Genomic DNA, 26350 nt, shown 5'->3' with positions numbered 1-26350 from the left:
CTCCGCTGCGGGCAAGGTCAGTCGGGCGGAGGCATTTCCACCGGTTGCTGGTTCGGCGCGGCGATATCGGGCGGGACGGGATTGACCTCGTCGGGCTGGCGCACGGGGTCTTCCGCAGGTGGGATCACCGGCGGGGTTTCGGGCGGCGCCACGGGGTCGATCGTGTCGGGGCCGGGGTCGGGCTGGATTTCGGGGTTCGAGGCCATCGGGCATCCTTTCGTGTCATGCAGCCAACGGTCCGTGGGGCGGCGATGTTCCCCCGCTTGCCCTTTCCGTCCGCGCGCTGTAACGGCGCACCCCTGTTCGCGGACGGGGCATCCCGCCCGTGCGGCTTCGTTCGGGTTTGCGGGCGTGGCGGAATTGGTAGACGCACCAGATTTAGGTTCTGGCATCGAGAGATGTGGGGGTTCGAGTCCCTTCGCCCGCACCAGCCGCCGCCCCGGTCCCGAGCGATCACGAGATTGACGTTTTACAAAGGCTTACGACCTCCCATGAAGATCGAAGAGACGACCAACGAAGGCCTGCGCCGCGCTTACCGGGTGACCATCACGGCCAAGGACATCGACGCCGCGATCGGCGCCGAGGTCAAGAAGATCGCTCCGCAGGTGCGCATGCCCGGCTTCCGCCCCGGCAAGGTGCCCGCCAACCTCGTGCGCAAGATGCACGGCGAAGCGATCCACGGCCAGGTCGTCAACGAGCAGATCCAGGGCGCGGTCGATTCGCTGCTGAAGGACAAGAAGCTGCGTCCGGCGATGCAGCCGCGCGTCGAGCTGGGTGACGGCTACGCCGAAGGCAAGGACGCCACGCTCGACGTCGAGCTCGAAGTCCTGCCCGAGATCGCCGCGCCCTCGACCGACGGCCTGAAGCTCGAGAAGCTGACCGTTCCGGTCAGCGAAAGCGAGGTCGACGAGGCGGTCGGCAATATCGCCAAGCAGCAGAAGAGCTGGAAGGACGCGCCCAAGACGAAAAAGGCGGCCGATGGCGACCAGCTCATCATCGACTTCACCGGCTCGATCGACGGCGTCGAATTCGACGGCGGCAAGGCCGAAGAAACTCCGCTGATCATCGGCGCGGGCCGCTTCATTCCCGGCTTCGAGGAGCAGCTCGCCGGTGCCAAGGCGGGCGACGACAAGACCATCACCGTGACTTTCCCGGCCGACTATCCGGCCAAGGAACTCGCCGGCAAGGACGCCCAGTTCGCGATCCACGTGCACAAGGTGCAGGTCGAGGACGAAACCACCGTGGACGAGGACTTTGCCAAGTCGCTCGGCCTCGAAAGCCTCGAACAGCTCCGCGGCCTGCTCAAGGGCCAGCTCGAGCAGGAACTCGGCGGGCTCACCCGCACCGCGATGAAGCGCCAGCTGCTCGACACGCTCGCCGCCGGCCACGACTTTGCCGTACCGCAGACGATGGTCGACGCCGAGTTCGAGCAGATCTGGGCCCAGCTCCAGCAGGAAGCGGCGCAGGACGAAAACCCGGCCGATGCGATGAAGGAAATCGAGGCCGAAAAGGACGATTACCGCGCCATCGCGGAGCGCCGCGTTCGCCTTGGCCTGCTGCTGTCGGAGATCGGCCAGGCCAATGGTGTGCAGGTCACCCAGCAGGAAATGAGCATGCTCGTCCAGCAGGCCGCCCAGCAGTACCGTCCGGAAGACCGCGACCGGTTCATGGAGATCATCCGCACCAACGATATGGCCGCCGCCCAGCTGCGCGCGCCGCTGTACGAGGACAAGGTCGTCGACTTCCTGTTCGACAAGGCCGAGGTATCGGAGCGTGAAGTGACCCGCGACGAGCTTCAGGCCGCAATCGAGGCGGAAGAGACCGCCACGGCCGCACCGGCGAAGGGCAAGAAGGCTCCTGGCAAGAAGGCCGAGAAGGCCGACAAGGCCGAGGCTGCGCCGACGAAGGCTCCCGCCAAGAAGGACGAAGCTCCGGCCGAAGAGAAGCCGGCTGCGAAGAAGGCACCCGCCAAGAAGGCTGCGGCTCCCGCCGAAGAGAAACCGGCTGCCAAGAAAGCCCCGGCGAAGAAGGCTGCTGCCAAGAAGTAAGTCGAACCGGGCCGGACCGGGCGCCGCAGTGCGCCGGTCCGGTCTCCGGCCTTCACCAGTGGTACCGGCACACAGGCATGGTGAAGGAGAGTGGGGCAAGCTGCGCGCGGGCCGAGCAGGCCATCCATGCAGCGTGGCACTGCCGCCATACGCGTCAATCCCCAGCTTCGTGTCCAGCTTGGTCCGGGTGAAGGGTTAATCCCCTTGAACATCGTTGGCCCACTCGCGACATAGGTCCGGACAAGAATTCAAAGGACGGACATTTCCATGATCGACGTGTTGGGCGGCTACGGCGAAACCTACGGCAGCCAGGGCAAGTTCGCCCGCGATCCCGTGACCGGCGCGCTGGTGCCGGTGGTGGTCGAGCAGACGAGCCGGGGTGAGCGAAGCTTCGACATCTTCAGCCGCCTCTTGCGCGAACGCATCGTGTTTGTGACCGACCAGGTCGAGGACAACATGGCTTCGCTGATCGTGGCGCAGTTGCTGTTTCTCGAAAGCGAGAACCCGTCGAAGCCGATCAGCATGTACATCAACTCGCCGGGCGGCGTGGTCACCGCGGGCCTCGCGATCCACGACACCATGCAGTACATCAAGCCGCGCGTTTCGACCGTGTGCGTGGGGCAGGCCGCCTCGATGGGCAGTTTCCTCCTCGCGGCGGGCGAGCCCGGCATGCGCATCGCGCTGCCGAACGCCCGCATCATGGTCCATCAGCCGTCCGGCGGCGCGCGCGGCATGGCCTCCGATATCGAGATCCAGGCGCGTGAAATCCTGCGGATGCGCAAGCGCCTGAACGGCCTCTACGCCAAGTACACCGGCAAGACGCTGGAAGAGATCGAAAAGGCGATGGACCGCGATACCTTCCTCGAAGCGGACGAGGCGATGGCCTTCGGCATCGTCGACAAGGTCTTCGAAACGCGGCCTGAATCCGAAGCCGCCGGAGATGCGGAAGGGTCTGGCGGGGCCCCGGAGTAAGCCGTTGCGGCGCCCCAATCCCGCTGCGGGACACGGGCGTAGCATTTCGGCAACCTTGCCGCTTCAGCTTGCCGCAAGGGCGGATAGGCTAGGCGCTTCCAGTTGATTATCGCAAATCCGGCCTTAGGGTCGGCGAATCCCGAACGGGCTTCGAAAGCCAGGATATGACCAAGTTGAGCGGAACCGACTCCAAAAGCACCCTCTACTGCAGCTTCTGCGGGAAGTCGCAGCACGAGGTACGCAAGCTCATCGCAGGACCGACCGTGTTCATCTGCGACGAGTGCGTTGAACTCTGCAACGACATCATCCGGGAAGAGACGAAGGCAGGCCTTGCGGGTCGCAAGGAAGGCGACGTTCCGACGCCGCTCGACATCTTCACCACCCTCAACGACTACGTGATCGGCCAAGACCGCGCGAAACGCGTGCTCTCGGTCGCGGTGCATAACCACTACAAGCGACTGAAGCATAGCGGCAAGTCGGGCGAGGTCGAGCTCGCGAAGTCGAACATCCTCCTGGTCGGGCCGACCGGTTCGGGCAAGACGCTGCTGGCGCAGACGCTGGCGCGCACGTTCGACGTGCCGTTCACGATGGCCGACGCCACCACGCTGACCGAAGCGGGCTACGTGGGCGAGGATGTGGAGAACATCATTCTCAAGCTGCTGCAGGCCAGCGACTACAACGTCGAGAAGGCGCAGCACGGGATCGTCTACATCGACGAAATCGACAAGATCACGCGCAAGGCCGAAAACCCCTCGATCACGCGCGACGTGTCGGGCGAGGGCGTTCAGCAGGCGCTGCTCAAGCTGATGGAAGGCACCACCGCCTCCGTCCCGCCGCAGGGCGGCCGCAAGCATCCGCAGCAGGAATTCCTGCAGGTAGACACGACGAACATCCTGTTCATCTGCGGCGGCGCTTTCGCGGGCCTCGAGAAGATCATCGCCGACCGCTTGCAGAAGCGTTCGATCGGCTTCGGCGCGCACGTTGCCGACCCTGACAAGCGCCGCGTGGGCGAACTGCTCCAGAAGTGCGAGCCGGAAGACCTGCTCAAGTTCGGGCTGATCCCCGAATTCGTCGGCCGCCTGCCGGTAATCGCCACGCTTAACGATCTCGACGTGGCGGCACTGGTGCAGATCCTCAACGAGCCAAAGAACGCGCTGGTCAAGCAGTACCAAAAGCTGTTCGAGCTGGAAGACGTCGAACTGACCTTCACCGAGGACGCACTCAAGGCGGTCGCCGAGAAGGCGATCCAGCGCAAGACCGGCGCGCGCGGACTCCGCTCGATCGTGGAAGGCATCCTGCTCGACACGATGTTCGACCTGCCCGACATGGACGGGGTGACCGAGATCGTCGTCGACAAGGACGTGGTCGAAGGTCGCAAGGACCCGGTCCGCGTGATCAACAACAAGAAGGGCAAGAAGGAAGAGGCGGCCTGATCGCCTCTTCCGGAGCATCAGCCTCCGGACAGTTCCTGCAACCTGCTGCGCAGCTCGCCGATGTCGACGCCCAGCGCGGTTACGTCGGGCATATCCTCCATCAACGGTAGCGCCAGAGCGGCGTACCGTCGTGCGTCATCCGTTCGACCAGCGAGTTGATAGACGAGCGCCTTTCCCGAGTAGACCTGAGGGTCCGGTCCGAAGAGGCCGTCATCGGGCAGGGTATCCGCGATCGGTTCCGCCATTTCGAGTCGGTCCGCGCGATCGAAGACACCGACCAAGAACATATAATCCGCGGGCTGGACGGCAATGATCCGGGGATTCGCGACCTGGAGTTCCATCGCGCGCTCAAAGGCAACGAGAGCATCATCGACTGCGCCTAACGCAAGATGCGCCGTCGCAAGGAAGCCAAGCGCCCGCGGGGTCTCGAAAACGTCACCGATCTCGACAGCACGGACGAGGAGTTCGCGCGCCACGTCCGGGTGGCGCGGGATGAGGTGATAGCCCTGCAGCGAGAGATTCTGCGCCTTCTGGTGGCGCGACCGGGCGAGGCGTCGCTCGAAATCGGCGGCGATGGCATCGGACCAGTCTTCGTTGCGATACCAGTCGGTCATGTGGCCGGGTTAGCTTCGACAGCCTAAGGCGGGGTTACCCGCCTTCGCCTGCCTTCCGGCGGTCGACCAGATTCTGCAACCGCGCCGAGCGTTCCGGAGGCAACAACTCGAACGGGTTGTAGATTGTCTCGAACGCCGGAATGCCATCAGGCAGGGCGACCCAAGGCATCTTGCTCTCGGTGAAAATGACCGCGTCGGGCGTCAGCGAACCGGGGTCGTCCAGTGTGCCGACCCTCAGCCCGAGCCCGAGCGTACCGAGGCGCGGATAACGACTCCACAACGCGCTGCCGCAGGCGGCGCAGCGGCAGATGACGTGGGGACCGCCGCTGCCGGTTGTTACGACGTGCTCGCTGAGTTCGCCATCGACCAGTTCGATCCGTTCACTTTCGTAGAATGCGTTGACCACGCTGGTCGAACCGGTCTGCTGCTGGCACTTTCGGCAATGGCAGTTGTTGACGAAAATCGGCTCGCCGATCGCGCGGTATCGCACCTTGCCGCAGCCGCAGCCGCCCTCGCGAATGACCTCTCCCATCGACTGCCTCCTATGGATGCGCATCCCCGTCCAGTTCGCAATCGGCGGTGCCCGTTTCCACCTGCACCGTCGCGTGGCCGATACCGTGGTGATGCTCGAGGTCGTGCGCCAGAGTGCGCAGGAATGCGTCTCCCGGGTGACCGGCGGGGATCACGAGATGCGCGGTCAGGGCGGCCTCGGTCGTGCTCATCGGCCAGATGTGGAGGTCGTGGACCGCCGTCACACCGGGGAGGGTGGCGAGATGGCGGCGCACCGCGGCTTCGTCGATGTGCCCGGGAACCGCGTTCAGGCCCAGCTTCACGCTGTCCTTGAGCAGGCCCCAGGTGCCCCAGGCAATCACGATTACGATTGCAAGGCTGGTGAGCGGGTCGATCCAGCGCGCGCCCGTCAGCAGGATCACGCCGCCCGCGACGACCACACCGAGGCTCACGAGGGCATCGGCCGCCATGTGCAGGAAGGCGCCGCGGATGTTGATGTCGTGCTTGCGGCCGCGGGCGAACAGCATGGCGGTTCCCGCGTTGATCAGGATGCCGATGCCCGCGACGATCATCATCGTCCGCCCCTCGACCACGGGAGGCGCGCTCATGCGGTTTATGGTCTCGAGCGCGATGCCTCCGATCGCCACCAGCAGCAGCCCGGCGTTGGCGAGCGCGGCGAGGATCGTCGAACTCTTGAAACCGTAGGTATAGCGCCCGGCGGGTGGCCGCTTGGCAAGGACGCTCGCGCCCCATGCAAGGGCGAGGCTGAGCACGTCGCTGACGTTGTGGCCCGCGTCCGCAATCAGCGCCATCGAGCCCGACAGGAACCCGGCGACCGCCTCGATCCCCACGAAGGCGAGATTGAGGAACACCCCGATCGCGAACGCCGGGCCGTGGTTTACCGGGCCATGCGAATGCCCGTGACTGTGTCCGTGGGAATGATCGTGCCCCGCGCCCATTGCCTTACTCGTAGACGCAGGCGTCGAGGCCGTCGCGCCGGACCACACCGATTCGGGCCGCGATCGTATTGCCATAGCGGCGGGTAAAACCGCTCGGATTGGACACCGAGCGCTTCTTGGGCAGGGGCAAGGCAGCGGCCATGCGGGCCGCTTCGGTGCGAGTCAGGTGGTCGGCTGAATGGCGGAAGTAGCGCAGCGACCCTTCCTCGACGCCATAGGTGCCGATCCCGGTCTCGGCGACATTCAGGTAGACCTCCATGATCCGCCGCTTGCCCCACAGATTCTCGATGAGGAACGTGAACCACGCCTCGAACCCCTTGCGGATGTAGCCGCCGCCTTGCCACAGGAAGACGTTCTTGGCGGTCTGCTGGCTGATCGTGGAGCCACCGCGGATGCGCCCGCCCTCCATGTTGCGCTGGATGGCCTGCTCGATTGCCTCGCGGTCGAACCCATCGTGGCTGCAGAACTTGCCGTCCTCGGCCGCGATGACCGCGGAGACCATGTTGCGGTCGATGCTCGACAGAGGCTCCCAGTTCCGGGTCACCGGGTTGGGGTCCATCAGCATGGTCGCGGTGTAGAACACCGGCACGAAACGGAAGAGCAGCACCAGCGCCAGGCTGAGCACCACGAAACCGACGGCGACCTTGGCGACCAGCTTGGCGAACCACAACATTGCCCGCTTGCTAGGGGTATCGACTCGCCCGATCAAGCGGCGCACATTGCGCGCTTCGCAGATTGGGAGATCGAGCGTGCCGCAATTCGTCATCGAACGCGAAATGCCCGGAGTGGGCGGTCTTGGAGCGAGCGACCTGCAGGGCGCCTCGCAGCAGTCGTGCAGCGTGCTGCGCGACCTCGGGCCGGACATCCAGTGGGTGCACAGCTACGTCACCGACGACAAGATCTACTGTATCTACCGCGCGCCGAGTGCCGACCTCATCCGCCAGCATGCCGAGACAGCGGGTTTTCCCGCGAACAGCGTTGCGCAGGTTCGGAGCGTGATAGACCCAACCACGGCCGAGTGACGGCCTAGCGCGCGTCGTAGGCAGCGCGTGCCTTTCCGATCAAGGCGAGGTTCCGTTCCGCCCAGGACCAAACGGGGCAGAACGCTTCGGCCAGTTCGTGCCCGACGGGTGTGAGAGCATACTCGACGCGCGGCGGCACTTCCGGGTGGACTGTGCGCGAGACCAGCCCGTCGCGCTCCATCGCGCGGAGCGTCTGGGTCAGCATCTTCTGGCTGATTCCCGGCACCGAACGTCCGAGTGCGCTGAACCGCACTGTGCCGCCTTCCTCAAGCGCCTCGATCAACAGGAACGTCCAGCGGTCGGCGACGCGACCGATCGTCTCGTTGACCAAGCGGTCGACTTCGGGGTCGTCGCTGTAACTCGTCGTTGCTTCGCTCATTGGTTACCCACGGGTGAGTATAGCACGAAAAGGTGCCTACTTTCCAAAAGAGAGTATTGCACTTAACTCGCGCTCATCGGGCAATCAAGCTCGCGGAGAACTGACCCCATGAAAACCAGCGGAAACACGATCCTTGTCACCGGCGGCGGCAGCGGCATCGGCCGCGAAATGGCGCGGTGGTGGCACGCACACGGCAACACGGTGATCGTCGCGGGACGAAATGCCGCGAACCTCGAAGAGACCACCGGCGGCGCGGGGGGCTTCCACGCGATGACTTTCGACGCCGGCGATGCCCCCGATATCACGCGATTTGCGACCGAGGTGGTGGCGCGCTTCCCCGCACTCAACGTTCTGGTGAACAACGCCGGCGTCATGCGGTACGAGGACGTCACGACCGCGCGCAACCTCGCAGATGCCGAGGACACGATCGCCACCAATCTCCTCGGCCCGATCCGGCTCATCGATGCGCTGGTCGATCATCTCAACTCGCAGGAAGGCGCCGCGATCATCAACGTCACCTCCGGCCTCGCCTTCGTGCCGATGCCGAAGACCGCGACTTATTCGGCGACCAAGGCGGCGCTTCACAGCTATACCGTTTCGCTGCGCGCCAAGCTGGCTGGTTCGGTCGAAGTAATCGAAATCGCTCCCCCTGCGGTCCGGACCGAACTGACCCCCGGCCAGTCGACCCGCGAGGGCTACATGCCGCTCGATGCGTTCATCGAGGAGACGATGGCACAGTTCGCGATGGACGCGACGCCCGAGGAAGTGCTCACCAACAATGTGAAGTTCTTGCGCAACGCGGAGCAGGAAGGACGTTTCTCCGACGCGTTGAAGATGACTAGCGTCTTCTGACCCGACAAGAAAAGGGGCGCGCCGGGCAGGACGCGCCCCTTTCGTTTGTCTGCTGTCGGGACCTTAGCCCGCGGCGAGCGCCGCGATGCTGCCCGCCGGGGCAAGCCGCTCGCCGGCGATGCGCTGCATCGCCTTCTGGAGCTTCTCGAACGCGCGCACCTCGATCTGGCGGATGCGTTCGCGGCTGACGTCGTAGTGCTGCGACAGTTCCTCCAGCGTCTGCGGGTCGTCCGTCAGGCGCCGTTCGGTGAGGATGTGCTTCTCGCGATCGTTGAGGCTGTCCATCGCTTCCACGAGCATCTCGTGACGCATTGTCGCTTCCTCGACCTCGGCGGTGGTCTCGTCCTGGAGCGGACGGTCGTCCTGCAGCCAGTCCTGCCATTCGCCCGAGCCTTCCTCGGCTCCGCGCATGGTGACGTTGAGCGACCCGTCGCCGCCCATCATCATGCGGCGGTTCATGTTGATCACTTCCTGTTCGGGCACGCCGAGGTCGGTCGCGATCTTGGTCACGTCGTCGGGATGGAGGTCCGCGTCCTCGTAGGCTTCGAGCTCCTTCTTCATCCGCCGCAAGTTGAAGAACAACTTCTTCTGCGCCGCGGTGGTGCCCATCTTCACGAGGGACCACGAGCGGAGGATGAATTCCTGGATCGACGCCTTGATCCACCACATCGCGTAGGTCGCGAGGCGGAATCCGCGATCGGGTTCGAACTTCTTGACGCCCTGCATCAGGCCGACGTTGCCCTCTGAAATGAGGTCGCTGACCGGCAGGCCGTAGCCGCGGTAGCCCATGGCGATCTTGGCCACGAGCCGCAGGTGGCTGGTGACGAGCTGGGCCGCCGCTTCGGGGTCCTCGTGCTCGGCATAGCGCTTCGCGAGCATATATTCCTGCTCGGGCGTCAGAATCGGGAATTTCTTGATCTCCGCCAGGTAGCGGTTGAGGCTCTGCTCACCGCCCAGCGCAGGGACCGACAATTTACTGGAATTACTCACTTTACCCTGACCTTTCCTGCGTCGCCCTCGTTATCGGGACCCCGTATGGGCATCCGTCGGGCGGGGCACGCTCCGTGGTATATATAGCTGGCACTCCGACCTTTCGAGTGCTTTTCGTCGATTTCAATGTGCAACTTGGTCGATTAGTTCCGCCATGTCGGCGGGCAGTTTCACGGCAAAGGCGAGGCGTTCGCCCGTGACGGGATGATTGAAGCCGAGGCTGGCCGCATGCAGCGCCTGACGGTGGAAACCGATGTCCGCGAGGAGCGCGCGGAGCGGCGCGGGGGTGCGTCCGTACACAGGGTCTCCCAATAGCGGATGACCGATTGACGCAAGGTGAACCCGCACCTGGTGCGTGCGCCCCGTTTCGAGGCGACATTCCACGAGCGCGGCATGGGCGAACTGTCGAAACGTCTTATAGTGCGTGACCGCGTGTTTTCCGCGCGATGAGGTGTCGGGCAGCACAGCCATCTTCTTGCGGTTGGCGTCCGAGCGACCGATGCGCGTGGCGATCGTGCCCTCGGCGGGCTTCGGCTGGCCTCCGGTGACCGCGAGGTAGGTCCTCTCGATCGAGTGATCGGCAAATTGCCGGGCCAGCCCCTCGTGCGCCGCATCGCTCTTGGCGACCACAAGGAGCCCCGAGGTATCCTTGTCGATCCGGTGGACGATCCCCGGTCGCAAGGTGCCGTTGATGCCCGACAGCCGACCCGCGCAGTGATGCAGCAGGGCATTGACCAGCGTGCCGTCGAGATTGCCGACGGCCGGGTGAACGACGAGGCCCGCCGGTTTGTTGACGACGATCAGGTGCTCGTCCTCGAAGACGACGTCGAGCGGGATATCCTGCGCTTCGGTGTCGAGGGGCGCGGGCGGGGGGAGGGCAATGGCAAAGGATTCGCCGCCCGAAACCTTCGCGGAGCCGCTGCCAGCCGCTTTGCCCGACACCGTGACGGCGCCCTCGCTCATCAGCGCCTTGACGCGTTCGCGCGACAGCCCGCTTGCCTCGGCAAGCAGTTTGTCGAGCCGACCGGGACCGGGCAGCGTGCCGGTGATGATTTCGCTGTCCCCCATGCTAGGGAGATGGTCGATGACGCTCCAAGTCTCAAGCACGCTGATCGATGAACTGCTCGCGGCAGCGCGCGCAGTGTATCCGTTGGAGGCGTGCGGAATACTTGTGGGCGATGGTGCGGGAATCGGCGGGATGCAGTCGTGCCCCAACGTTCATCCCGACCCGGCCACGCATTTCGAGATCGACCCACAGGCTCTGATCGAAGCGCATCGCACGGCGCGGGCGGGCGGTCCCCAAGTGGTAGGATACTGGCACTCGCATCCGGCAGGCCCGCCGAGCCCGTCCGCGACAGATCGCGCGCACGCCACGGGTGACGGCCGGGTGTGGGCTATCGTTGCGCTGGAAGGTTCCGGGCAAACGGTCGGCTGGTGGCGCGACACGCCGGGCGGGTTCGTGCCGCTTTCCTACACGCGGTCGGAACGTTAGGGAGAGGCATGTCGTCCATCTGCCCCGCCTGCGATACAGTGGTCCCCTCGTCGATCGCATGATCGGCAATCCGCTGCCTCGCCGCATTGGCGTATACTTTGTGTAACCTTTCAGGAATCGCCCGCCTTTCATGACCGATACCGCTCAACTAGATCTGGCCGCGATGCTCTGCTCGCGTCTTTGCCATGACCTGCTCTCGCCGGTCGGCGCGCTGACCAACGGGCTCGAACTGCTCGCCGACGAGCGCGACCCCGAAATGCGCCAGCGCTGCATGGAACTGCTCGATCAAAGCGCGAAGACTAGCGCCGACAAGCTCAAGTTCTTCCGCTTGGCGTTCGGCGCGGCAGGCGGATTCGGCGAAAGCGTCCCAGTCGACGAGGCGCGCAGCGTGACCGAAGCACTGGTGGGAGGCTCCAAGCGGGTCGAAATGACCTGGGGCGTAACCACCGACCGCCTCCCCAAGGGCGCGGTGAAGGTGCTGCTCAATTTCGCGCAGATCGGGCTCGACGCGCTGGTCCGCGGCGGCACGCTCGACATCGGCGCGGAAAGCCGCAACAGGGCGAGCGAGATCGTCGTGCGCGCGGCAGGACCGCGGATCGCGTTCGACGAGTCGATCGGCCGTGCACTCGAGAACCGGCTCGATGCGGGCGAACTTTCGAGCCGCACCGCCGCTGCGCACATGCTCGCGCTGCTGGCGAAGCAGGCGGGCGGAGGCCTTCAATTCATGCTGTCCGACGACGCGCTGGTGCTCGGCGCGGTCCTGCCGGAGGGCTGATTCTTGGGCGACGAGCTGGTCCATCGCACTGTCCCGTCGCCCAACTGGGATGAGCGCAAGCTGCCGATCAGCATGGTCGTGCTGCATTATACCGAAATGGCCGACGCCCAGACCGCGATCGCGCGGCTGAGCGATGCCGAGGCGAAGGTCAGCGCGCATTACCTGATCAGCGAGGCGGGCGAGGTCGTTCAGCTGGTCGATGAGGACAAGCGCGCGTGGCATGCCGGCGTCAGCTACTGGCGCGGGCATCCGGACGTGAACTCTGCCTCGATCGGGATCGAGCTCGACCATCCAGGCCATGCGCTCGGCTATCGGGAATTCTCCGAAGCGCAGTTCGCCGCGCTCGTCCCGCTCCTCGCGCGGATCGTGAAGCAGTACGGAATACCGCGTGCGAACGTGGTGGGTCATTCCGACGTCGCCCCGGCGCGCAAGATCGATCCCGGCGAGCTGTTTCCGTGGGACCGGCTCGCGGAATACAAGCTCTGCCTGCCGCGCCCAGACAGACTGGAAGCCGGCGATCCGTTTGATAACGACGCGTCGTTCTATCTCGCGCTCGAGCGGTTCGGATACGACGTGACCGACGGGCACAAGGCGGTCGAGGCGTTCCAGCGGCGGTGGCGGCCGGAAAAGATCAATGGACAGATCGATGGACAGGTTCGCGCGATCCTGTTCCGTTTGCTCTTGGATCGCGACCAAGGGCGGACTAGGTAGCGACTTGCCAGGGGGCCGGGCAGCCGCGGGCATCTCACGATGTTCGAGGAAAGTCCGGGCTCCACGAAACGAGGGTGGCGGGTAACGCCCGCCGCGGGCAACCGAAGGGAAAGTGCCACAGAGAGTAGACCGCCCGCATCAGCGGGTAAGGCTGAAAGGGTGCGGTAAGAGCGCACCGGGGCGCTGGTAACAGGGCTCGCACGGCAAACCCCACCCGGAGCAAGGCCAAATAGGGGTCTCGCGCGAAAGCAGGGGCGTTTCGTCCCGAGAGACCCGGGTTGGCTGCTTGAGCCGCGCGGCAACGCACGGCCCAGATGAATGGCTGCCACGGCGGCGTGGGTCCTCGAGCGAAAGTTCGGGATACCGCCCGCCGGACAGAACCCGGCTTACAGGCCCCCTGGCATCTCACCCGTTGCAATTGAAACCGCTTCTGGACTTTGCGGGTTCGGCAGCGGAATGCTGGCTCGAATTCCAGGAGAGAATACGCATGATTCGCAATGGCCTGCTTGCTTCTGCCGCACTTGTCGTCCTGACCCCGGTCGCCGCATCGGCGGAGGAAGGGATGTGGACGCTCGACGGTTTCCCCGCAGCGAAGATGCGCGCCGATTACGGCTGGGCACCCGATCAGGCGTGGCTCGACAAGGTGCGCAATGGCGCGGTCCGGCTGACCGGCGGCTGCTCGGCCAGCTTCGTGTCGGCGCAGGGCCTGATCCTGACCAATCACCACTGCGTCGCAAGCTGCCTGTTCGACAATTCGACCGATGCAAACGACTATCTCAACAAGGGGTACGTCGCCGAACGCCGGGACCTCGAGCTCAAGTGCCCCGGCCAGCAGGCCGAGGTCGTCACCGCGATCACCGATGTGACCACGCGGGTGAAGGGCGCGATGGGCGCGCTCACGGGCGAAGCGCTGACCAAGGCCCGCGACGCCGAGGTGGCCACGATCGAGAAGGCCGAATGCACCGACACGGCGACAACGCGCTGCCAGGTCGTCACGCTGTTCGGCGGCGGGCAGTACAAGCTCTACAAATACCGCAAGTATTCCGACGTGCGCCTCGCCTGGGCGCCCGAGGATCGTGCGGCGACGTTCGGCGGAGACCCCGACAACTTCAACTTCCCCCGCTACTCGATGGATGCGAGCTTCCTGCGCGCATACGAGAACGGCAAGCCGATCGCGACCCCGCAATACCTCAAGTGGAATCCGCGCCCGCCCAAGGCTGAGGAGGCGACTTTCGTGGTCGGCAACCCCGGTTCGACCAGCCGCCTGTGGACCGGCAGCCAGATCGCGTTCGAACGTGAAGTGCGCTTGCCGATCACGCTGGCGACCAGCTCGGAACTGCGCGGCCGTCTCATCCGTGCGATGCAGGAAAGCCCGGCACACGAGCGTGAGGGGCTTGATACCCTCAACGGGATAGAGAACAGCCTGAAAGTCTATATCGGTCGGACCAAGGCGCTCAACGATCCCTCGTTTACCGGGAGGCTCGCCGCCGCCGAGGCCGACCTGAAGGCGAAGAACGCGGGTAACGCGAAGATCGGCGATCCGTGGACAGCGGTCGATTCGGCGGTCAGCGCCTACCGTTCGCTCTACCTCGCGCAGCGCTTTACCCAGCCGTCCAGCGACCTTCTCGGGTATGCGCAGACTTTGGTGCTCGCGGCGCAGGAACGCGACAAGCCGAATGGCGAGCGGCTGCCCGGCTACACCGACAGTGCGCTGCCGCTGACCCAGAAGCGCGTGCTCGACGATCGGCCGATCTACCCCTGGCTCGACAAGCTGATGCTTGAGTGGAGCCTTTCGAAAGCGCGCGAGTACCTTGGCGCGGATGACGCGGACACCAAGCTGCTGCTCGGCAAGGCGAGCCCCGAAGGCCTCAGCGAATCGCTCGTCTCGGGCACGAAGCTCGCCGATCCTGCCGTGCGCAAGGCGCTATGGGATGGCGGGCTTAAGGCGATCAAGGCGTCCGACGATCCGATGATCGTCTATGCCCTGCGCATCACCGATCGCCAGCGCGAGCTCAAGAAGCAGGTCGATGCGGCCTACAGCGGTCCGCTCGCGATTGCCGGCAGTCAGCTCTCCGACGCGCGCTTTGCGGCGTATGGCGACACGCTCTATCCCGATGCGACGTTCACGCTGCGCATCAGCTACGGCAAGGTGGCGGGCTGGACCGAGCGGGGCCAGCAGGTGCCGTTCCAGACGACGCTCGGCGGCACGTTCGACCGCGCGACGGGCAATCCGCCCTACGATGTGGCACCCGGCTTCACCGCCGCGAAGGGCAAGATCGACCCGAAGGCAACGTACGATTTCGTGACCACCAACGACATCATCGGCGGCAACTCCGGTTCGCCGGTCATCGACCGTGCGGGCACGGTGATCGGTGCTGCCTTCGACGGGAACATCCACTCGCTAGGCGGCAATTACGGCTACGACGGCACGCTGAACCGTACGGTCGTGGTGTCGAGCGATGCCGTGCAGGAAGCGCTCGAGAAGATCTACCCGGCGCCGGCGCTGGTGAAGGAACTGGCCGGCAAGTAAGTCGGCGCGGGCGCGGCAACCCACCGCGCCCGCTCTCCATGGGCCATGGCGATCAGCCGCGCCCGATGCTCGTATAGGCGAAGCCTGCGGCCTGCATGTCCGCCGGGCGGTACACGTTGCGCAGATCGACCAGCACCGGGGCATTCATGATCTGCTTCACGCGGCTCAGGTCGAGGGCGCGGAAGACGTCCCACTCGGTCACGATCGCTGCGGCGTCCGCACCTTCGAGCGCGGCGTACGCGCTGGTGCACATCGTGACATCCGGCATGAGCGGAGCGGCGAGTTCCATCCCCTCGGGATCGTAAGCCGCGACCGACACGCCGGCGTCGGTCAGCGCGAGCGCGATGGCGATGGCCGGACTGTCGCGCATGTCGTCGGTGTTCGGCTTGAAGGTCAGGCCGAGCAGCGCGACTTTCTTGCCCCGAGCCGCCTCGATCCCGCCGAGCGCGTCGATCACCTTGCGGCCCATCGCCCGCTTGCGGGTGTCGTTGACCTTGACCACCGCCTCGACGATCCGCGTCGGACTGTCGTAATCCTCGGCGGTCTTGAGCAGGGCGAGGGTGTCTTTCGGGAAGCACGATCCGCCATAGCCGGGACCGGCGTGGAGGAACTTCGAACCGATGCGCCCGTCCATTCCGATCCCGCGGCTGACGTCCTGGACATCTGCGCCGACCTTCTCGCACAAGTCCGCCATCTCGTTGATGAAGGTGATCTTGGTCGCGAGGAAGGCGTTTGCTGCGTACTTGATGAGTTCGCTGGTCCGGCGCCCGGTGAACAGGATCGGAGCTTCATTGAGGAACAGCGGGCGATAGACCTCGCGCATGACCGCGCGCCCGAAGTCATCCTCTGCACCAATCACGATGCGGTCGGGCCGCTTGAAGTCGCCGATCGCCGCGCCTTCGCGGAGGAACTCGGGGTTGGAGACCACCGCGAAGCGGTGGGTGCAGCCGCTTTCGGCAATGATGCGCTCGACCTCGTCTCCGGTTCCGACGGGAACGGTCGACTTGGTGACGATGACTGCATCGCCCGCCAGGCTCTCCCCGATTTCCTGCGCGACGGCATAGACGAACGACAGATCGGCGTGGCCATCGCCGCGACGGCTTGGCGTACCGACCGCGATGAAGATGGCCGCCGCGCCGGCGATTCCCTCGGCAAGGCTGGTCGTGAATGACAGGCGGCCGGCGCTCACGTTGCTGGCCACGAGCGCGTCGAGACCGGGCTCGTAGATCGGCATGACGCCCGCGTGCAGACGGTCGATCTTCGACTGGTCCTTGTCGATACAGACGACCTCGTGCCCGAAATCGGCAAAGCACGCGCCCGAAACGAGTCCCACGTAGCCTGAGCCGACCATTGCAATCTTCATGCCCTGCATTCCCTATATTCGATCGTCATTCCCAGTTCGGACTCCACCGCCTGGATCAGGCGCCTCTGTTCGCCTTCGAGAACGAGCGCAGTCAATCGCCCGGTGCGATAAGCGCCGGTGTCGATGCCGACGCGATTTGTCCGCAGGTCGACGTCGTCAGTGATCGTGTGGCCGTGGACCACCATGAATTCATGCGGCGCCGTGTGGTCGAGAAAAGGCTCGCGGATCCACCGCAGGTGGTGTTCCCGCTGTTCGCCCAGCGGAACATCAGGAAAGATGCCTGCGTGAACGAACAGATAGTCGCCCGCTACGAGATGGTTGCTCGCCGCAGACAGGAAGTCGCGATGCGACTGCGGCACGATCCGCGGCATGAGGTCCTGGAGTTCCTCGATCGTCGCGGCGTCGTAATGCGCGCGGGTCAGGCCATAACTCAGCAGGGTCTGGCGTCCGCCATGCCTGAGGAAGTGACGAAGCACGCCCTCGGTTTCGAACGAATCGAGGAACATCTCCTCGTGATTGCCCGCGAGCAGCACGACCCGGCGCGTTGCTTGCCACTCGATTGCGCGACTGACGACACCCGCGCTGTCGGGACCGCGATCGACGAGATCGCCGAGGAGCACGACAGTCGTGTCTGCCGGTTCGCTCTCGCGGTCGTCACGCTCGATCGCGGCGATCAGCTCATCGAACAGGTCCCGGCGGCCGTGGACGTCGCCGACCACGTAGTAGCGCGTTCCCTGGGGCACAGCATACCGGACAGGCTCCGGCCTGGAGCCGAACAGGTTGCGAAGCGATGAAAACATAAGCGGGGGTCGGAGCTACTCGCGACTGGTGTGCGGTCGGCGCCGCATAGGGGAGGGGCTTTTGCGCGGCAAGCCATGAGCCTCCCGTGAACCAGATGGAAGGTGATGCACAAAATCAACACAGCGGCACGGCTTCACGGGCGTCAATCAGATTTATCTTGTGCGGCGCAGCATCGCCCGGCAAGAAAGTTGCGCATCTACCGAATGCGATCCGCGAAAAATGACGGATCCGCGGTGTGTGCGCAGGTGGGACGAGGCACAAACCCAAAGGAGTTTGAGATGCTCACGTCCATCCGCGGCCTTATCGCCGCCTCTATTCTTGCAACTTCCGCCGTCGTCGCGACTCCTGCTTTTGCGCAGGACGAAGAAGCTGGACCCGTCACCGTAACAGGCAGCGTAACCCTCGTGTCCGACTACCGCTTCCGCGGCGTCGGACTTTCGGGCGGTGACATCGCCATCCAGGGCGGTGTAACGCTCAACCACGAAAGCGGCCTCTACGTCGGCACCTGGGCTTCGTCGCTCGAGGATACGCCGGTCTACGGTGAGGTCGAAGTCGACGTGTTCGCCGGCTGGGCCGGGGACATCAGCGAAGGCCTCGGCGCCGACGTCGGCGTGACCTACTATGCCTACCCGTCGAAGGATCCCGGCGCGGGTCCGTCGGACGTTTGGGAAGTCTACGGCAAGCTCAAACCCTCGATCGGCCCGCTCGGCCTGACGCTCGGCGCGTTCTATTCGTGGGACCAGGATTCGCTCGGCGGCGGTGACAATCTCTACCTGTCGGCCGATGCCTCGCTGGGTGTTCCCAACACTCCGATCACTCTGACGGCGCACGCCGGTTACACCGACGGGTTCCTCACTTACACGGCCGATGGCGATGCGTTCGACTATTCGGTGGGCGCTTCGGCCACCGTGCTGGGTTCGCTGACCCTCGGCGTAGCCTATGTCGGTGTCGATGGACCCGGCGGGCCGCTGTTCGACGGCGTTACCGACGATACGGTCGTCGTCTCGCTCGGCGCGAGTTTCTGATCCGGTTGCGGGGGCGGCGCTCTGTCGCCCCCGCAATTTTTTCAACCATAATCCTTTGTAAGCGCGATGCTCGTTCCGTCGATCGGAGCTTGAGCGACCCGGCCCTCTTCCAAGAGTCCGCCCCAGCACCCATCTGGTCCACCTGAGTTTCCGCCCTATTGGAGGCAGCAAACCGTGGTGAAGTACCTGCATTCGATGATCCGCGTGTCCGATCCGGACGCGACGATCGCTTTTTTCGAACTCATCGGCCTCAAGGAATCGCGCCGATTCGACAGTGAGGCAGGGCGGTTCACGCTGATCTTCCTCGCGGCTCCCGGACAGGAAGGCGTCGCCGAAGTCGAACTGACCTACAACTGGCCGCCCGCGGATGGTTCGCCCGCCGAGGAGTACGACGGCGGCCGCAACTTCGGCCACCTCGCCTACCGCGTCGATGACATCTACGAGACGTGCCAGCGGCTGAGCGAGGCCGGGCATATCATCCATCGGCCGCCGCGGGACGGGCACATGGCCTTCGTGAAGTCGCCCGACGGGATTTCGGTCGAACTGCTGCAGGACGGTCACCTGCCTCCGCAGGAGCCATGGGCCAGCATGGCGAGCACCGGGAGCTGGTGACGTCGGCCGCTCCAGTCAGTTCTCCGAGCGCGTCGGGGCGAACCGAATCAGCAGATATCCCGCGACGAGCGACGCGAGCGTCCCGCCCAGAACGCCGATTTTCGCCTGTTCGTACAGAAGCGGCTCGTCGGCAAAGGCGAGGGCGCCGATGAACAGGCTCATGGTGAAGCCGATGCCGCACAGGATCGCGACGCCCCAGACCTGCATCCACGACGTGCCTTCCGGCCTGCTCGCAATGCCGAGCTTGTCGGCCGCCGCGACCGCAGCGAATATGCCCGCCTGCTTGCCGAAGAACAGAGCGGCTGCGACCGCTATCGGCAGCGGGGCAAGCAGTCCCCCCGCGCCGAGGCCGCGTAGGTCGACCCCCGCATTGGCGAGGGCGAATACGGGCACGACGAGATAGGCATTCCACGGTGCGAGTCGGTGCTCGACTTTCTCGAGCAGGTGCTTCCCGTCGCGACGGTACATCGGCACCATGACCGCCGCCACGACCCCGGCGATAGTCGCGTGGACGCCCGAGTTGAGGACGCAGAACCACAGGACCACGGTCGCGGCCGCATAGCCCCAGATCCGGTCCGCACGCATCAGGTTCATGACCGCCATCCCGAGCGCTACTGCGATGGAGGCGATCAGCCACGCTCCCTTGACCTGCGCAGTGTAGAAAGCGGCGATGATGACGACCGCGCCGATATCGTCGACGATCGCGACGGTGAGCAGGAACAGGCGCAGGCTGCCGGGAATTCGGCGCCCGAGCAATCCGACCACGCCCATTGCGAAGGCGATGTCGGTTGCCGCCGGGATTGCCCAGCCGCGGTGAAGGCGCGGGTCGTCGCCAACCAGGGCGAGGAACAGCAGGGCGGGGACCGCCATTCCGGCGATGGCCGCGATGACCGGAAGCCTGCGGGCCTGCGGATCGGAGAGGTCACCCTCGACGATCTCGCGCTTTACCTCGAGTCCGACGACGAAGAAGAAAATCACCATCAGCGCGTCATTGATCCACAGGTGTGCGTTCGCGAGCTTGGGGATCGGGGTCACCGCCAGGTCTGCATGGAATAGCGTGTGGTACTCTTCGCCAAGCGCCGAATTGGCGATCGCCATCGCGGCCACGGCAATACCGATGAGGAGAATCCCCTCGCGAGCGTCCGACGTGAAAAGGGCGCGGACCGGGGCTAGGCGCTCGGCGAAAGGAATGCGCTTTTCGGTCATGGAAGGGGCCTTGTTGATCTGGGTCCAAAAGACAACCCCGAGGAAGCCGCAAAGCGGCTGCGCGCCGGTTGACTTGCCAAGGACCCCCGCCTAAGGGGGCGGCGCCCTCGGCGGGCACCTCCCGCGCATGCCGCGCGTTTCCTTTAAAAGGGTCTTTCCCATCGTGGGACTGCCCGTATCAGGGAGAGTGGTATGAGCGACGAGAAGCCCGCACGGGAACCTATCGTTGAGGATGCGCGGATCGACGCGCTCGAGGAGCGGCTGAAAGCCGCGCGCGAGCGGGAAGAGGAGCGCACCGGGTCCAACGTGCAAGGCGCCGACGCGAATTATCGCAGCGGCAACCGGGCACTGGCGGACCTGCTCGGCGGGGTTCTCGGCGGCTTGGTTCTGGGCTGGCTGTTCGATTGGCTGGCGGGAACCTTGCCTTGGGGTCTGCTGGTTGGCCTCGCCCTCGGGATCGTGGTCGCCTTCAAGAACATCCTCCGGGCAGCGAAGCGGCCGCCCGACCAATAGCGCCATGGGTGGCGGCCTTCGCGGGTCGCCACTGACAAGGATCAGGGATTTTCGCACAGTGGCAGCCGAAGCCAAGGTCGATCCGATGCACCAGTTCACGATCGAGCCGCTCGCCGGCACGTCGGGCTGGGAAGTTGCCGGGTACAACGTCGCCTTCACCAATTCCGCATTGTGGATGCTCATCACCACGGTGGTGCTGACCCTGTTCGTCGCCGGCGGCATGCGTCGCCAGCTCGTTCCGGGTCGCTGGCAGATGATGGTGGAGACGTTCACCGGATTCATCGACAACATGCTGGAAGCGAACATCGGCAAGGCCGGGCGCAAGTACGTGCCTTACGTCTTCAGCCTGTTCATGTTCATCCTGTTCGCGAACCTTCTCGGCCTGCTGCCGCTGGGTGTTGTCGGCGTGCACCCGTTCACGTTCACCAGTCACTTCACCGTGACCGGTATTCTCGCGATCCTCAGCTTCGCGATCGTGCTGGTCGTCGGCTTCTGGCGTCACGGCTTCCACTTTTTCAGCCTGTTTGTGCCGCACGGCACTCCCCTGCCGATGATCCCGGTGATCGCGCCGATCGAGTTCATCTCGTTCATGGTGCGCCCGTTCAGCCTCGGCCTGCGACTGTTCGTCGCCATGATGGCCGGCCACGTGCTGCTGGAAGTGCTGTCGAGCTTCGTCATCGACGGGACCAACGCAGGCGTCGGCTTCGGCCTGCTTGTCGGGCTTCCCAGCTTCCTGCTGATGATCGGCATCTGCGCGCTCGAACTGCTCGTCGCCGGTATCCAGGCCTACGTTTTCGCCCTTCTGACGTCGCTGTACATCAACGACGCCGAGAACCTTCACTAAGTTTCTTCTTCAACTTACGAAATTCAAAGGAGTTTTATCATGGACATGGAAGCCGCCAAGCTCATCGGTGCGGGTCTTGCTGCTATCGGCGCCGGCATGGCCGCCATCGGCGTGGGTAACGTCTTCGGCTCGTTCCTCGAGAGCGCGCTGCGCAACCCGGGTGCCGCCGACGGCCAGCAGGGTCGCCTGTTCATCGGCTTCGCCGCCGCCGAACTTCTCGGCCTGCTGGCGTTCGTCGTGTCGATGATCCTGATCTTCGTCGCCTAAGACCGACCACGGGTTTACGCCGTCCGGACCTGCGGGTCCGGTCGGCGCCCATGATACGAGCGCGCGATGCCACAGATAGCCCAGCTAGCCGAAACCTATTCCAGCCAGATCTTCTGGTTGCTGATCTTTTTCGGCTTCACGTTCTTCTTCATCGGTCGCGGCATGGTGCCGCGTATCATGGCGACCGTGGAAGCGCGCGATGCGCAGATCGCCACCGACCTTGCGGCCGCTCAGGCCGCACGGGACGAGGCGGACCGGCAGGAAGAGGCGTGGCGCAAGCGCGAGAACGACAACCGGGCAGCCGCCCAGGCCGTCCTCACCAAGGCGAAGGGCGAGGCTTCGGTCGCGTCAGAAGCTCGCCTCTCTGCCGCTCAGTCGGCGATCGACGCGCGAATGGCCGAGGCCGAAGCGCGCATCGGTGCGGCGCGTGACACCGCGATGGGCGAGATCCAGACCGTTGCCGCCGAGGCTGCGCAGGACATCGTCCAGCGGCTCGCCGGCATCAAGGTGACCAGGCCCGTCGCCAGCAAGGCCGTGAAGGAGGCCATGACCCATGGCTGATCCGCTTCCCGAAGTCTTCACGGCGAACGAAGCCGAAACCGTGGCCGAGACCGGCCATGGCGGGGCGCCCGTTCATGTGGAGCCCGAACTCTTCGGCATGGCCCCGTTCCAGATCGTCGCCCTGGCGATGCTCATCCTCATCCTGATCATGGTTTGGAAGCGCGTGCCGGGGATGATCACCGGACGGATCGACGGCAAGATCGCCGCGATCCGCCAGCAGCTCGACGAAGCCAAGGCGCTGCGCGCCGAGGCCGAGCAGCTTCGCGCCGAGTACGCAGCCAAGATCGCCGGCGCCGAAAAGGACGCCGAATCGCTCCTTGCCAATGCCCGTCATGAGGCCGAGTTCATTTTGGACAAGGCCAAGACCGACAGCGAGGAAGTCGTCGCGCGCCGCGAACGCATGGCGACCGACAAGATTGCCGCCGCCGAGCGCGAAGCGGTCGACCAGGTCAAGGCGCGTGCTGCTGAGGCGGCGACCGTCGCTGCCCGCAAGCTGATCGCCGAGAACCACGCCGAAGACGCGGACCGCAAGCTCGCCGACGAGATCATCGCCGGCATTTAAGCCAGACGCCTCGCTGGTTAATGAAGGGCGGTCCGCGGGGCCGCCCTTTCGCGTTTCAGGCCTCGCTCACCGCCTCAAGCGAAGATCGACAGGTCGAGCGGCTCCGAGTTGCCGAACCAGATCACGAAGCGGGTGTGATCGTCGAGATCGTTCCCGCTGAGGCCGTGGGCGAACACCGTCAGGCTGCCGCGCACATCCGAAATCCACGCGGCGAACCGCGCGAACTGTTCGGGACGCAGCGACAGTTGCACCGACCCGCGCGGGTGCGGGCCGACCGGGGCGGTGTGGAAGTGGCCGACAGGACAGACCAGCGCCTCGCGCGCGGCGTCGGCGAGCGTCTGCGCCTGCCCCAATTGTTCCGGATCGAAATAGATGTGCGCGTGGTAGCCGCGGATCGCCATCGTCAGAAATTGTCCTTGGCGGCGCGCAACTTGGCGAACGTCTCCTGCGGCGTGTGGCCGCCCCAGCGGTTGCGCAGGTCTTCGCGATCGGCCCGCAGGAACGGGTTGGTCAGCAGCTCCCGTTCGAGCTTGGTCGGCACCGTCGGTTCGTGACGGGCCCGCCTGTCGTCGATCTCCTTTGCGTAGAGCTGGAGGTCCAGGTTATCCGGATCGGCGTGGAGAGCGAACTTCGCGTTCGACTGGGTGTATTCGTGCGCGCAGTAGAGCATCGTCTCGGGCGGTAGGGCGCGAATGCGTTCGAGGCTCGCCCAGAACTGATCGGGCTCGCCTTCGAACATCCTGCCGCAGCCGAGCGCAAAGATACTGTCGCCGACGAACGCGACGTCATCCTCGTCGAGGTGGTAGGCGATATGGCCGTTGGTATGCCCGCCGACATCGATGACCGCCGCCTCGTGGTCGCCGATGGTAACGGTGTCGCCGTTCTTCACCACGCGGTCGATCGGCGAGATCCGTTCGACTTCTGCCGGAGCGACGATCGTACAGCCGGTTGCCGCCTTTATCGCCTCGTTCCCGCCGGCATGGTCGGGATGCCAGTGCGTGTTCCAGATCTGGGTAATCTGCCAGCCCTTCTCGGCCGCGGCGGCGAGGTAGGCATCTGCGTCGGGCGTGTCGATCGCGACCGTCTCGCAGCTGTCCGGGTCGTGGACCAGGAAGCCGTAATTGTCGCTCAGACAGGGGAACTGGTGAATTTCTAGGGGCATCGGAGTCTTCGTCGTCCTACCGCTTCGCTACCTGGGGACCAAAGGTAGTGCGTCCGCCCCATGTAGGAAAGGCCCGCCTGCTCGTGTGAGCAAGCGGGCCTTCCTGAATGGCCGAAGCGGCTAGGTCAGGATCAGTCCTGCTTGGCCTTCAGCGCCTCGCCGAGGATGTCGCCGAGCGACGCACCCGAATCCGACGAACCGTACTGTTCGACAGCCTGCTTCTCTTCGGCGATCTGACGCGCCTTGACCGAGAAGTTGGGCTTCTTCGAACGGTCGAAGCCGATGACCATCGCGTCGAGCTTCTGGCCCGCCTGGAAGCGGTCCGGACGCTGCTCGTCGCGGTCGCGGCCGAGGTCGCTGCGCTTGATGAAGCCCGTCGCGCCGTCGTCGCCCGCCTGCACTTCGAGGCCGCCATCGCGGACTTCGAGCACGGTCACGGTGACCACGTCGTTCTTCTTCATGCCGCTCGAGCCGCCCGTGGTCGCACCGGCAACCGGGGCGCCCTTTTCCAGCTGCTTCATGCCGAGGCTGATGCGCTCCTTCTCGACGTCGACGTCGAGAACGATGGCTTCGACCTCTTCACCCTTGCGGTGGAGCGCCAGCGCGTCTTCGCCCGAAATGCCCCAGGCGATGTCCGACATGTGGACCATGCCGTCCACGTCGCCGGGCAGGCCGATGAACAGGCCGAACTCGGTGGCGTTCTTGACTTCGCCGGTGACCTTCGCGCCGACCGGGTGGGCTTCGGCGAACTCTTCCCACGGGTTGCGCTGGGCCTGCTTGAGGCCGAGGCTGATGCGGCGCTTGTCGCTGTCGACCTCGAGTACCATCACGTCGACTTCCTGCGAAGTCGAGACGATCTTGCCGGGGTGGACGTTCTTCTTGGTCCAGCTCATTTCCGAAACGTGGACGAGGCCTTCGATGCCCGGCTCGATTTCGACGAACGCACCGTATTCGGTGATGTTCGTGACCGTGCCGGTCATCTTCATGCCGACCGGGTACTTGGCGGCGACGCCATCCCACGGATCGCTTTCCAGCTGCTTCATGCCGAGGCTGATGCGCTGCGTTTCGGGGTTGATGCGGATGATCTGCACCTTGACCGTGTCACCGATGTTGATGACCTCGTTCGGGTGGTTGACCCGCTTGTAGCTCATGTCGGTGACGTGGAGCAGGCCGTCGATGCCGCCCAGGTCCACGAACGCGCCGTAATCGGTGATGTTCTTCACGACGCCGTCGATCACCTGGCCTTCGCCCAGCTTGTCGATCAGCTCGCTGCGCTGTTCGGCGCGGGTTTCCTCGAGCACCGCGCGGCGCGAGACGACGATGTTGCCGCGGCGGCGGTCCATCTTCAGGATCTGGAACGGCTGCGCCATGTCCATCAGCGGGCCGACGTCGCGCACCGGGCGGATGTCGACCTGCGAGCCGGGCAGGAACGCCACGGCGCCGTCGAGGTCGACGGTGAAGCCGCCCTTGACGCGGCCGAAGATGCGGCCCTCGACGCGCTTGCCTTCGCCGAATTCGCTTTCCAGCTTGTCCCACGCGGCTTCGCGGCGGGCGCGGTCGCGGCTGAGCATCGCTTCGCCGTCGGCGTTCTCGACGCGGTCGACGAAGACTTCGACTTCGCTACCGACGCTGAGGCCGTGCGAGCCGTCTTCTTCGCCGCGCTCGAATTCGCGCAGGGAGATGCGACCTTCGCTCTTCAGACCGACGTCGATGATCGCCATGCCGTTTTCGATGGCGGTGACGGTGCCCTTGACGACGCGGCCTTCGAAGCCTTCGTCGCCGGCGCCGCCGAGCTGTTCGTTGAGAAGCGCCTCGAAATCGGCGCGAGTGGGATTGGCAGTCGATGCCATGCTATGTTCCTTCACGTTTGCTACCGGCCGCGGGTTCTACCCGGGTCTTTCTCCGCGTCGGCGGGATTGCCTTCACGGGCCAAGAGGGCCGATGCCGCGCGGGGCCGATCGCCGTCGCACGGGTCCAGTCGAGCAGATGCTTTCGGGGACGGGCGGCCCCTAGGCGAAAAGCCGGTCGAAGGCAAGCCGGGGCCGGCGGCGGAAGGTGACACGAAGTATACACCAGAATTCGGCGCGGACAGGGCTGGTTGCCCGTTGTCGGGAATGCGCGACGGCAAGATCGGATTTCGGGCTGAC

At 65.0% G+C, this 26350-nt stretch carries 30 protein-coding genes, 1 tRNA gene and 1 other RNA gene; 18 read left to right on the top strand and 14 right to left on the bottom strand.

Features of this window, described 5'->3' with window-relative positions; all coding sequences use genetic code 11:
• Positions 1 to 17 precede the first annotated feature (17 nt).
• A complete protein-coding gene (locus ACWPMX_RS06990) occupies positions 18 to 206 on the bottom strand; it encodes a hypothetical protein (protein ID WP_455699313.1) in 189 nt (62 codons plus the stop codon).
• A 139-nt stretch (positions 207 to 345) separates the two neighbouring features.
• Between ACWPMX_RS06990 and ACWPMX_RS06985 the strand changes: the two genes are divergently transcribed.
• From ACWPMX_RS06985 to clpX, 4 genes are all read left to right on the top strand, one after another.
• A tRNA-Leu gene (locus ACWPMX_RS06985) sits at positions 346 to 430 on the top strand.
• A 61-nt stretch (positions 431 to 491) separates the two neighbouring features.
• Positions 492 to 2048 carry a trigger factor gene (gene tig / locus ACWPMX_RS06980; protein ID WP_455699312.1) on the top strand — a complete coding sequence of 519 codons (1557 nt, stop codon included), beginning with the start codon at positions 492 to 494 and terminating at the stop codon, positions 2046 to 2048.
• A 267-nt stretch (positions 2049 to 2315) separates the two neighbouring features.
• Complete coding sequence (locus ACWPMX_RS06975; protein ID WP_455699311.1) at positions 2316 to 3020, top strand: ATP-dependent Clp protease proteolytic subunit; 705 nt, start codon at positions 2316 to 2318, stop codon at positions 3018 to 3020.
• A 164-nt stretch (positions 3021 to 3184) separates the two neighbouring features.
• Positions 3185 to 4453, top strand: coding sequence for an ATP-dependent Clp protease ATP-binding subunit ClpX (gene clpX, locus ACWPMX_RS06970; RefSeq protein ID WP_455699310.1), 1269 nt, complete (start codon positions 3185 to 3187; stop codon positions 4451 to 4453).
• Positions 4454 to 4470: 17 nt separating this feature from the next.
• Here clpX and ACWPMX_RS06965 read toward each other — a convergent pair whose 3' ends face one another.
• Genes ACWPMX_RS06965 through mtgA form a run of 4 tightly spaced genes read right to left on the bottom strand, consistent with a single transcriptional unit; the run spans position 4471 to position 7209 of the window.
• Positions 4471 to 5067 carry a hypothetical protein gene (locus ACWPMX_RS06965; RefSeq protein ID WP_455699309.1) on the bottom strand — a complete coding sequence of 199 codons (597 nt, stop codon included), beginning with the start codon at positions 5065 to 5067 and terminating at the stop codon, positions 4471 to 4473.
• 34 nt (positions 5068 to 5101) lie between these two features.
• Positions 5102 to 5599, bottom strand: coding sequence for a GFA family protein (locus ACWPMX_RS06960; RefSeq protein ID WP_455699308.1), 498 nt, complete (start codon positions 5597 to 5599; stop codon positions 5102 to 5104).
• Positions 5600 to 5609: 10 nt separating this feature from the next.
• On the bottom strand, positions 5610 to 6536 hold the full coding sequence (locus ACWPMX_RS06955) for a cation diffusion facilitator family transporter (RefSeq protein ID WP_455699307.1): 927 nt from the start codon (positions 6534 to 6536) through the stop codon (positions 5610 to 5612).
• Between the two features lie 4 nt (positions 6537 to 6540).
• Positions 6541 to 7209, bottom strand: a complete 669-nt coding sequence (gene mtgA, locus ACWPMX_RS06950) for a monofunctional biosynthetic peptidoglycan transglycosylase (RefSeq protein WP_455700745.1) — start codon at positions 7207 to 7209, stop codon at positions 6541 to 6543.
• Positions 7210 to 7285: 76 nt separating this feature from the next.
• Between mtgA and ACWPMX_RS06945 the strand changes: the two genes are divergently transcribed.
• Positions 7286 to 7558 carry a DUF4242 domain-containing protein gene (locus tag ACWPMX_RS06945; protein WP_455699306.1) on the top strand — a complete coding sequence of 91 codons (273 nt, stop codon included), beginning with the start codon at positions 7286 to 7288 and terminating at the stop codon, positions 7556 to 7558.
• A 4-nt stretch (positions 7559 to 7562) separates the two neighbouring features.
• Here ACWPMX_RS06945 and ACWPMX_RS06940 read toward each other — a convergent pair whose 3' ends face one another.
• Positions 7563 to 7937, bottom strand: coding sequence for a winged helix-turn-helix transcriptional regulator (locus ACWPMX_RS06940; RefSeq protein WP_455699305.1), 375 nt, complete (start codon positions 7935 to 7937; stop codon positions 7563 to 7565).
• 108 nt (positions 7938 to 8045) lie between these two features.
• On the opposite strand from ACWPMX_RS06940, the gene ACWPMX_RS06935 reads away from it, so the two are divergent.
• Positions 8046 to 8789, top strand: coding sequence for an SDR family oxidoreductase (locus ACWPMX_RS06935; RefSeq protein WP_455699304.1), 744 nt, complete (start codon positions 8046 to 8048; stop codon positions 8787 to 8789).
• 63 nt (positions 8790 to 8852) lie between these two features.
• On the opposite strand, the gene rpoH is transcribed toward ACWPMX_RS06935, so the two are convergent.
• Both rpoH and ACWPMX_RS06925 read right to left on the bottom strand, forming a co-directional pair.
• Positions 8853 to 9779 (bottom strand): RNA polymerase sigma factor RpoH, encoded by a 927-nt coding sequence (gene rpoH / locus ACWPMX_RS06930; protein ID WP_455699303.1) that lies wholly within the window; start codon positions 9777 to 9779, stop codon positions 8853 to 8855.
• A gap of 123 nt (positions 9780 to 9902) precedes the next feature.
• Complete coding sequence (locus ACWPMX_RS06925; protein ID WP_455699302.1) at positions 9903 to 10847, bottom strand: RluA family pseudouridine synthase; 945 nt, start codon at positions 10845 to 10847, stop codon at positions 9903 to 9905.
• Between the two features lie 16 nt (positions 10848 to 10863).
• Between ACWPMX_RS06925 and ACWPMX_RS06920 the strand changes: the two genes are divergently transcribed.
• The 5 genes from ACWPMX_RS06920 (at position 10864) to ACWPMX_RS06900 (ending at position 15287) form a co-directional block, all read left to right on the top strand.
• A complete protein-coding gene (locus tag ACWPMX_RS06920; RefSeq protein WP_455699301.1) occupies positions 10864 to 11271 on the top strand; it encodes a Mov34/MPN/PAD-1 family protein in 408 nt (135 codons plus the stop codon).
• A gap of 130 nt (positions 11272 to 11401) precedes the next feature.
• Positions 11402 to 12046 carry a histidine phosphotransferase family protein gene (locus tag ACWPMX_RS06915; protein WP_455699300.1) on the top strand — a complete coding sequence of 215 codons (645 nt, stop codon included), beginning with the start codon at positions 11402 to 11404 and terminating at the stop codon, positions 12044 to 12046.
• Between the two features lie 72 nt (positions 12047 to 12118).
• The gene (locus ACWPMX_RS06910; protein ID WP_455700744.1) at positions 12119 to 12757 is read left to right on the top strand and encodes an N-acetylmuramoyl-L-alanine amidase; all 639 of its coding nucleotides are present in this window, start codon (positions 12119 to 12121) and stop codon (positions 12755 to 12757) included.
• Positions 12758 to 12764: 7 nt separating this feature from the next.
• Positions 12765 to 13162, top strand: an RNA gene (rnpB, locus tag ACWPMX_RS06905) — RNase P RNA component class A.
• Between the two features lie 82 nt (positions 13163 to 13244).
• The gene (locus ACWPMX_RS06900) at positions 13245 to 15287 is read left to right on the top strand and encodes a S46 family peptidase (protein ID WP_455699299.1); all 2043 of its coding nucleotides are present in this window, start codon (positions 13245 to 13247) and stop codon (positions 15285 to 15287) included.
• Positions 15288 to 15339: 52 nt separating this feature from the next.
• On the opposite strand, the gene ACWPMX_RS06895 is transcribed toward ACWPMX_RS06900, so the two are convergent.
• Both ACWPMX_RS06895 and ACWPMX_RS06890 read right to left on the bottom strand, forming a co-directional pair.
• The gene (locus ACWPMX_RS06895) at positions 15340 to 16650 is read right to left on the bottom strand and encodes a UDP-glucose dehydrogenase family protein (RefSeq protein ID WP_455699298.1); all 1311 of its coding nucleotides are present in this window, start codon (positions 16648 to 16650) and stop codon (positions 15340 to 15342) included.
• Positions 16647 to 17369, bottom strand: coding sequence for a metallophosphoesterase family protein (locus ACWPMX_RS06890; RefSeq protein WP_455699297.1), 723 nt, complete (start codon positions 17367 to 17369; stop codon positions 16647 to 16649). The genes ACWPMX_RS06895 and ACWPMX_RS06890 overlap by 4 nt, the downstream gene beginning before the upstream one ends.
• 360 nt (positions 17370 to 17729) lie before the next feature.
• On the opposite strand from ACWPMX_RS06890, the gene ACWPMX_RS06885 reads away from it, so the two are divergent.
• Together ACWPMX_RS06885 and ACWPMX_RS06880 are read left to right on the top strand one after the other, a co-directional pair.
• On the top strand, positions 17730 to 18476 hold the full coding sequence (locus ACWPMX_RS06885; RefSeq protein ID WP_455699296.1) for a TorF family putative porin: 747 nt from the start codon (positions 17730 to 17732) through the stop codon (positions 18474 to 18476).
• Between the two features lie 174 nt (positions 18477 to 18650).
• Positions 18651 to 19088 carry a VOC family protein gene (locus ACWPMX_RS06880; RefSeq protein ID WP_455699295.1) on the top strand — a complete coding sequence of 146 codons (438 nt, stop codon included), beginning with the start codon at positions 18651 to 18653 and terminating at the stop codon, positions 19086 to 19088.
• A gap of 15 nt (positions 19089 to 19103) precedes the next feature.
• Here ACWPMX_RS06880 and nhaA read toward each other — a convergent pair whose 3' ends face one another.
• On the bottom strand, positions 19104 to 20294 hold the full coding sequence (nhaA, locus tag ACWPMX_RS06875; protein WP_455699294.1) for a Na+/H+ antiporter NhaA: 1191 nt from the start codon (positions 20292 to 20294) through the stop codon (positions 19104 to 19106).
• A 192-nt stretch (positions 20295 to 20486) separates the two neighbouring features.
• On the opposite strand from nhaA, the gene ACWPMX_RS06870 reads away from it, so the two are divergent.
• The 5 genes from ACWPMX_RS06870 to ACWPMX_RS06850 all read left to right on the top strand — a co-directional run bounded on the left by ACWPMX_RS06870 (position 20487) and on the right by ACWPMX_RS06850 (position 23041).
• Entirely contained in the window at positions 20487 to 20807 is a 321-nt protein-coding gene (locus ACWPMX_RS06870; protein WP_455699293.1) for an AtpZ/AtpI family protein, read from the top strand.
• A 58-nt stretch (positions 20808 to 20865) separates the two neighbouring features.
• On the top strand, positions 20866 to 21651 hold the full coding sequence (locus tag ACWPMX_RS06865; protein ID WP_455699292.1) for a F0F1 ATP synthase subunit A: 786 nt from the start codon (positions 20866 to 20868) through the stop codon (positions 21649 to 21651).
• 39 nt (positions 21652 to 21690) lie between these two features.
• Positions 21691 to 21918: a F0F1 ATP synthase subunit C gene (locus ACWPMX_RS06860; RefSeq protein WP_160485897.1), complete on the top strand. Its 228-nt coding sequence runs from the start codon at positions 21691 to 21693 to the stop codon at positions 21916 to 21918.
• Between the two features lie 66 nt (positions 21919 to 21984).
• Positions 21985 to 22479, top strand: a complete 495-nt coding sequence (locus ACWPMX_RS06855; RefSeq protein WP_455699291.1) for a F0F1 ATP synthase subunit B family protein — start codon at positions 21985 to 21987, stop codon at positions 22477 to 22479.
• Complete coding sequence (locus tag ACWPMX_RS06850) at positions 22472 to 23041, top strand: F0F1 ATP synthase subunit B family protein (protein WP_455699290.1); 570 nt, start codon at positions 22472 to 22474, stop codon at positions 23039 to 23041. The genes ACWPMX_RS06855 and ACWPMX_RS06850 overlap by 8 nt, the downstream gene beginning before the upstream one ends.
• A 74-nt stretch (positions 23042 to 23115) precedes the next feature.
• Here ACWPMX_RS06850 and ACWPMX_RS06845 read toward each other — a convergent pair whose 3' ends face one another.
• The 3 genes from ACWPMX_RS06845 to rpsA form a co-directional block, all read right to left on the bottom strand.
• Positions 23116 to 23442: a DOPA 4,5-dioxygenase family protein gene (locus ACWPMX_RS06845; RefSeq protein ID WP_455699289.1), complete on the bottom strand. Its 327-nt coding sequence runs from the start codon at positions 23440 to 23442 to the stop codon at positions 23116 to 23118.
• Between the two features lie 2 nt (positions 23443 to 23444).
• Positions 23445 to 24203 (bottom strand): hydroxyacylglutathione hydrolase, encoded by a 759-nt coding sequence (gloB, locus tag ACWPMX_RS06840; RefSeq protein ID WP_455699288.1) that lies wholly within the window; start codon positions 24201 to 24203, stop codon positions 23445 to 23447.
• A 131-nt stretch (positions 24204 to 24334) separates the two neighbouring features.
• Positions 24335 to 26053 carry a 30S ribosomal protein S1 gene (gene rpsA, locus ACWPMX_RS06835; RefSeq protein ID WP_455699287.1) on the bottom strand — a complete coding sequence of 573 codons (1719 nt, stop codon included), beginning with the start codon at positions 26051 to 26053 and terminating at the stop codon, positions 24335 to 24337.
• Positions 26054 to 26350: the final 297 nt, after the last annotated feature.

It is taken from the genome of Tsuneonella sp. HG094, assembly GCF_053819285.1.
This window is presented reverse-complemented; position numbering and strand designations above follow the sequence as displayed.

What these genes read in the sequence shown, in the direction of transcription:
- ACWPMX_RS06960 (WP_455699308.1), bottom strand. Translation starts at nt 5,599, where the DNA reads ATGGGAGAGGTCATTCGCGAGGGCGGCTGCGGCTGCGGCAAGGTGCGA.
- ACWPMX_RS06900 (WP_455699299.1), top strand. Translation starts at nt 13,245, where the DNA reads ATGATTCGCAATGGCCTGCTTGCTTCTGCCGCACTTGTCGTCCTGACC.
- ACWPMX_RS06925 (WP_455699302.1), bottom strand. Translation starts at nt 10,847, where the DNA reads ATGGGGGACAGCGAAATCATCACCGGCACGCTGCCCGGTCCCGGTCGG.
- ACWPMX_RS06910 (WP_455700744.1), top strand. Translation starts at nt 12,119, where the DNA reads ATGGTCGTGCTGCATTATACCGAAATGGCCGACGCCCAGACCGCGATC.
- ACWPMX_RS06855 (WP_455699291.1), top strand. Translation starts at nt 21,985, where the DNA reads ATGCCACAGATAGCCCAGCTAGCCGAAACCTATTCCAGCCAGATCTTC.
- ACWPMX_RS06870 (WP_455699293.1), top strand. Translation starts at nt 20,487, where the DNA reads ATGAGCGACGAGAAGCCCGCACGGGAACCTATCGTTGAGGATGCGCGG.
- ACWPMX_RS06975 (WP_455699311.1), top strand. Translation starts at nt 2,316, where the DNA reads ATGATCGACGTGTTGGGCGGCTACGGCGAAACCTACGGCAGCCAGGGC.
- ACWPMX_RS06850 (WP_455699290.1), top strand. Translation starts at nt 22,472, where the DNA reads ATGGCTGATCCGCTTCCCGAAGTCTTCACGGCGAACGAAGCCGAAACC.
- gloB (WP_455699288.1), bottom strand. Translation starts at nt 24,203, where the DNA reads ATGCCCCTAGAAATTCACCAGTTCCCCTGTCTGAGCGACAATTACGGC.
- ACWPMX_RS06965 (WP_455699309.1), bottom strand. Translation starts at nt 5,067, where the DNA reads ATGACCGACTGGTATCGCAACGAAGACTGGTCCGATGCCATCGCCGCC.
- ACWPMX_RS06860 (WP_160485897.1), top strand. Translation starts at nt 21,691, where the DNA reads ATGGACATGGAAGCCGCCAAGCTCATCGGTGCGGGTCTTGCTGCTATC.
- ACWPMX_RS06955 (WP_455699307.1), bottom strand. Translation starts at nt 6,536, where the DNA reads ATGGGCGCGGGGCACGATCATTCCCACGGACACAGTCACGGGCATTCG.
- ACWPMX_RS06990 (WP_455699313.1), bottom strand. Translation starts at nt 206, where the DNA reads ATGGCCTCGAACCCCGAAATCCAGCCCGACCCCGGCCCCGACACGATC.
- ACWPMX_RS06885 (WP_455699296.1), top strand. Translation starts at nt 17,730, where the DNA reads ATGCTCACGTCCATCCGCGGCCTTATCGCCGCCTCTATTCTTGCAACT.
- tig (WP_455699312.1), top strand. Translation starts at nt 492, where the DNA reads ATGAAGATCGAAGAGACGACCAACGAAGGCCTGCGCCGCGCTTACCGG.
- ACWPMX_RS06935 (WP_455699304.1), top strand. Translation starts at nt 8,046, where the DNA reads ATGAAAACCAGCGGAAACACGATCCTTGTCACCGGCGGCGGCAGCGGC.
- ACWPMX_RS06845 (WP_455699289.1), bottom strand. Translation starts at nt 23,442, where the DNA reads ATGGCGATCCGCGGCTACCACGCGCACATCTATTTCGATCCGGAACAA.
- nhaA (WP_455699294.1), bottom strand. Translation starts at nt 20,294, where the DNA reads ATGACCGAAAAGCGCATTCCTTTCGCCGAGCGCCTAGCCCCGGTCCGC.
- mtgA (WP_455700745.1), bottom strand. Translation starts at nt 7,209, where the DNA reads ATGTTGTGGTTCGCCAAGCTGGTCGCCAAGGTCGCCGTCGGTTTCGTG.
- ACWPMX_RS06940 (WP_455699305.1), bottom strand. Translation starts at nt 7,937, where the DNA reads ATGAGCGAAGCAACGACGAGTTACAGCGACGACCCCGAAGTCGACCGC.
- ACWPMX_RS06895 (WP_455699298.1), bottom strand. Translation starts at nt 16,650, where the DNA reads ATGAAGATTGCAATGGTCGGCTCAGGCTACGTGGGACTCGTTTCGGGC.
- rpsA (WP_455699287.1), bottom strand. Translation starts at nt 26,053, where the DNA reads ATGGCATCGACTGCCAATCCCACTCGCGCCGATTTCGAGGCGCTTCTC.
- ACWPMX_RS06915 (WP_455699300.1), top strand. Translation starts at nt 11,402, where the DNA reads ATGACCGATACCGCTCAACTAGATCTGGCCGCGATGCTCTGCTCGCGT.
- clpX (WP_455699310.1), top strand. Translation starts at nt 3,185, where the DNA reads ATGACCAAGTTGAGCGGAACCGACTCCAAAAGCACCCTCTACTGCAGC.
- ACWPMX_RS06920 (WP_455699301.1), top strand. Translation starts at nt 10,864, where the DNA reads ATGACGCTCCAAGTCTCAAGCACGCTGATCGATGAACTGCTCGCGGCA.